The sequence below is a fragment of the Acetobacter sp. P1H12_c genome, from assembly GCF_018811975.1.
Classification (GTDB): Bacteria; Pseudomonadota; Alphaproteobacteria; order Acetobacterales; family Acetobacteraceae; genus Acetobacter; species Acetobacter persici.
The window spans coordinates 1-4,477 of the sequence record NZ_JACRVR010000072.1; the positions used below are offsets into that span (position 1 = coordinate 1).

The 4,477-nt window shown below is 50.7% G+C and carries 5 protein-coding genes and 1 pseudogene; 3 read left to right on the forward strand and 3 right to left on the reverse strand.

Features of this window, described 5'->3' with window-relative positions; genetic code table 11:
* Positions 1-155: pseudogene (locus KP699_RS15930) on the reverse strand (IS630 family transposase); the annotation flags it as partial.
* Between the two features lie 100 nt (positions 156-255).
* The gene (locus KP699_RS15935) at positions 256-1,458 is read right to left on the reverse strand and encodes a phage integrase central domain-containing protein (protein WP_063908848.1); all 1,203 of its coding nucleotides are present in this window, start codon (positions 1,456-1,458) and stop codon (positions 256-258) included.
* A gap of 300 nt (positions 1,459-1,758) precedes the next feature.
* Between KP699_RS15935 and KP699_RS15940 the strand changes: the two genes are divergently transcribed.
* From KP699_RS15940 to KP699_RS15950, 3 genes are read left to right on the forward strand one after another with little or no spacing between them, the layout of a single operon-like run.
* Positions 1,759-2,064, forward strand: coding sequence for an Arm DNA-binding domain-containing protein (locus tag KP699_RS15940; RefSeq protein ID WP_252347149.1), 306 nt, complete (start codon positions 1,759-1,761; stop codon positions 2,062-2,064).
* The gene (locus tag KP699_RS15945; protein ID WP_252347150.1) at positions 1,983-2,309 is read left to right on the forward strand and encodes a relaxase domain-containing protein; all 327 of its coding nucleotides are present in this window, start codon (positions 1,983-1,985) and stop codon (positions 2,307-2,309) included. The genes KP699_RS15940 and KP699_RS15945 overlap by 82 nt, the downstream gene beginning before the upstream one ends.
* Complete coding sequence (locus tag KP699_RS15950) at positions 2,203-2,538, forward strand: ATP-binding domain-containing protein (protein WP_215763310.1); 336 nt, start codon at positions 2,203-2,205, stop codon at positions 2,536-2,538. The genes KP699_RS15945 and KP699_RS15950 overlap by 107 nt, the downstream gene beginning before the upstream one ends.
* A gap of 1,703 nt (positions 2,539-4,241) precedes the next feature.
* Here the strand turns inward: KP699_RS15950 and KP699_RS15955 are convergent.
* Positions 4,242-4,477 (reverse strand): transposase (locus tag KP699_RS15955; protein WP_215762927.1); only part of this gene is annotated, 236 nt, incomplete at its 5' end.

Below are 4,477 nucleotides of genomic sequence, written 5' to 3' on the forward strand. Positions count from 1 at the left end.
CCCGCAAGACGGGCCGCTTCACCACGTGTCGCCCCGTCATAAATCGCGGCAAGCGCCAGAAGGCGCCGGGACTGGGCGGCATGTCTGCTTCCTCGGGCCTGACTGCGCACCCTCGCTGCGTCATAATCCTCGCGGAGTGCGACTGCCTTGCTCATCAGAGATACCTTCCTTCAACAATGGCATCCTGTGAATCACATTTTTAAACCAATGGGTACCCCATGAGTCACAGCCTCAACAAATTAGTATTAGCTCTCTCTATCCATGCCCCAGGCAGAACGTCTCCCACTGCCTCATCATCTCTTGCCTCTTGCTGAACAGATCGCCCCGCCTGTAAGCAGCTTCGACTTTATCTCCAATGGCATGAGCCAGCGCCATTTCCGCCACCTCACGTGAAAAGTCAGTCTCCTCCGCAGCCCAGTCGCGGAAACAGGATCGTAATCCATGAATGGTTACGTCCTTTGTGCCAGCTGCACGATGGAGCGCCTTGGAAAGGGCAACATCGCTGAGCGGCGATCCGATTTTGCCCCCAGGGAAAACCAGACCACCTGTTGAAGCGGGCGATTTCAGTATCTTCATCCGCCGGAGCACATCAAGGGCACTGGCCGTCAACGGCACGCGATGCTCGCGCTTCGCTTTCATGCGCTCGGCCGGAACCACCCAGATTTGCTTCCCGAAGTCGATTTCAGACCACAGGGCATGACGCACCTCACCGGACCGGGCAGCCGTCAGGCAGAGGAAGCGGGCGGCGAGAGCGGCAGAGCCATCCTGTCGACCAAGCTGTGTAAACACAGCCGGCAGGTCACGATAGGGAATGGCCGCATGATGAACAACCTTGGCCACGGCCGTGGGTTTCGGGAGAATATTGGCCAGATGACCGCGCCATCGGGCCGGGTTGTCGCCTTCACGCCAATGATGGCTGTGAGCGTAGTCAAGAATGCGCTCGATCCGCCCACGAATACGGCTGGCTGTTTCAGTGGTAGTTTCCCAAATGGGGCGCAGCACGGACAGCACGTCTTCTGTCTGGACCTGGCCGATCGGGCGGCTCCCCATAAGGGGATAAACATGTCGACCGAGAGAACTGCGCCATATCGGCGCGGAACGCGGGTCTTTCCAGGCGGGTGTCTGTTCCGTGATGTAATGCTCTGCGACTTCCTCGAAGGTCCGTTCCCTGACGGCGCTACGCCTCTTTCTTGCCTGCTCCTCCAGAGGATCGATTCCCTCCAGCAGCAGACGTCTGGCATCGGTTGCCTTGGCACGCGCTTCGGAGAGCGATACATCACGAGCAGGTCCTAATCCCATTTCCCGGCGCTTGCCGGTCAGGGGGCTCTTGAAGCGAAATGTCCAGGCGCGTGTCTCGCCCCGGATCGTGATCCACAGATTTCCGCCATCACCATGGACTCCATCTTTCAGGCTGGCGATCTTGCGCACGGTCAATTGGTTCGGCGGAAGCTTGCTCATGGATTTTCAGTCCCATCTTAGATCCCATCTTATATCATGCGGTTTCGTGTGTCCATGTGCGTCGGCGTGCCTCGTCAATCCGAACTAATAGATTGTTTTTTAGGGTGAAATGCGCTCTAAGGTGTTTTTACGCGCCTTCAAATTGGCGGACATCCCCTCCGCCAATCACTCTTACAATCCAGTTTCAACTTGCACCGTAAATGGCGGATTTCTGCGGATATCCTCTCATTTCGTGTTGCATCCCGACTCATCAAATTGCACTCTATCCCACAGCACGCGTGGTATGGAGTGTGGGAATAGATGGACCGGTTATCAGCGACCTCTGTGAAAGCCACCAAAGAGCCTGGATGCTACGGAGATGGCGATGGGCTCTATCTTGTTGTAACCCCCTCGGGGAGCAAATCCTGGGTTTGCAGGGTTCAGAAAAACGGTAAGCGACGCGATATCGGCTTAGGCAGTGTCAAGAAGGTGCCCTTAAGCTGGGCCTCTCTGGAGAAGTCGATCAGGAGGCGTTTACACGCCTCCTGCACGGACAGATTGCCGAAGATCAGCGTCTGGGTACACATCGCGATGGAGAATGGAGCCATCGCCCTGGATGGGATCTGACCTTCAGCGCGCCAAAATCCGTATCCGTTATGGCGGAAGTTGCGGGCGATCGTCGTCTCATTGACGCTCATGAGGCGGCAATGCAGCGCACTCTTGCCCTCGCAGAGCAGCACATGGCGGCAACCCGCATCCGGGAAGATGGAGACGATCAGCCTGGAGCGCGCACGAGACCGCCATCTCTCTCATGCTTATGTGTCCACCGCTTTTGCGGCTCAGGGGCGCACAGCGGATCGGGTGTTTGCTAATGCGGAGAGCTCGGCCACGTATCTTTTGGAGCAGAAGAGCTTCTATGTGGCCCTCTCACGGGCCAAGGCAGAGAGCGTGCTCTACACGGATAACCGATTTGAAATGCAGGTCGGACTTCAGGAGCGGGCAGGAATAGGGACTCTCGCAGTTAATAAACTCGAAGATAAAATTCAGGGCGGTAAAGTCCGATATAGCGACAAGGTCCAGAAAATAAGCCTCGCCATGTGAAAATTTTTCTGATGGTGGACATAATGGGTTTTCAAAAGGCTTAGCCAATGACTCAGGCTCTGGATATGGACGAGATAACAACGAGGCCGTCTAGCTGGAACTATACGTAAAACGAAACACTTCTTCCTCTGATTTGACAGAAGAGAAGTGGGAATGCCTTTCGACGTCCTTAGTAAGCGGCAGCTAGCCTTTTAATGAGTGGTACGGTAGCATAACCCCTAAATTTTGCTCGTAGAAAGTGTCGATAGCATGGAAATCATCAAGGGCTCAGCCAAGAAGCCGGTATCTACCGATCGGTTGGTAGAGATTTTTGAGAAGCATTTTTCTGACGAGCAAGGTGTTCTCTATGTTGGCTATCCCGTCTTATCCACACCAGACGATGCTGTATCAATCGATGCTCTCCTTATCTCCAAACGACATGGTGTAATTGCTTTCCATCTGATCGAAGGCAAGGAAGCAGGGTCATTTGGAGACGTACAGGACGACATTGGAAGTCTGCTTGAGACCAAACTCAAAGCTCACAAAGCTCTGCGAAAAGGAAGAAATCTTCTTGCTGAGCCATATACAATCACTTATGCGCCAGCAATAAAACATCTTCCTGATGATGAAGATCATATTATTGCTAACGACTTAAATTTAATAGAAGAGATAAAGAAAGTAGACTGGGAAAATCCATCTCTTTATGAGTCTGTCCTTTCTGTTATTCAGTCTATTTCTACCATTAGAAGAAATAGACGGCGCAGAATAAACAAAAAATCAGATTCCCATGGCGCTGCACTTCAGGCATTAGAGGATTCAATTGCGAATCTTGATTCTAGGCAAAGCAAAGCAGTAATTGAAACAGTTAAAGGCGTTCAGAGAATACGAGGGCTAGCTGGTTCTGGAAAAACTATTGTTTTAGCATTGAAGGCAGCTTATCTACACACTCAAAATCCCGACTGGAAAATTGCGGTAACCTTTAATACACGCTCATTAAAAGAACAGTTTATTCGTCTCATAGAAACTTTTGTTCTAGAACAAACTGGAGAACCACCTAACGCTAATTTAAAGGTAATAAATGCTTGGGGTGCGCCAGGAGGAGAAAGTAGATCTGGTATTTATTATAATTTTTGCTTAGAAAATGGTGTTGAATACATTGATTTTCAGGCGGCAAAAAATAAATACGGATATGATAAGGCATTCTCTGGAGCTGTTACTTCAGCACTATCGTCTACAAAAAATTGCAAACAGCTTTATGATGCAATTTTGATTGATGAAGCTCAAGATTTCGATGCTTCATTTTTGAAGCTTTGCTACCATTCGTTAGGCGCTGATAAGCGTCTTGTATATGCATATGACGAGCTTCAGTCACTTACAGATGCTAGCTTACCTTCCCCGGAAGAAATTTTCGGAAAAGATAAGAAAGGGCAGCCTCTAGTAAAGTTTGACGGATCTGTCGAAAGCCAAGATATCATTCTTGAGAAATGCTATCGTAACTCCAGGCCTGTCTTGGCATCCGCTCATGCGCTTGGTTTCGGCATATACCGTACTCCAGACCCCAAAACTAACACCGGCCTTACCCAAATGTTTGATAGGGCGGAACTTTGGATAGATGTCGGATATCAGGTTACGTCTGGAAACCTTGCGGATAACCAAGAGGTCACTTTAGCCCGTACACCTGAAGCGAGCCCAGCCTTTCTAGAAAATCCATCTACGGCGTGTCGTCAGTTAAGCAGGATGATGATTGAGGCGAACTGCACGGCTGCGAGGAAGGTCGATTTCAGTTTATCGTATCGGGTTGCGATAGCGCGAAACTGCTTTAGTTTATTGAAGAACCTCTCAATCAGGTTCCGTTCGCGGTAGAGAGAAAAATCGGTTTTCCGTCGTGTCGTTCTGTTGCGTTTTGGCGGGATGACCGGGGTAATCCCGCGTTGTATCAGCCGATCGATCAACCTGTCCG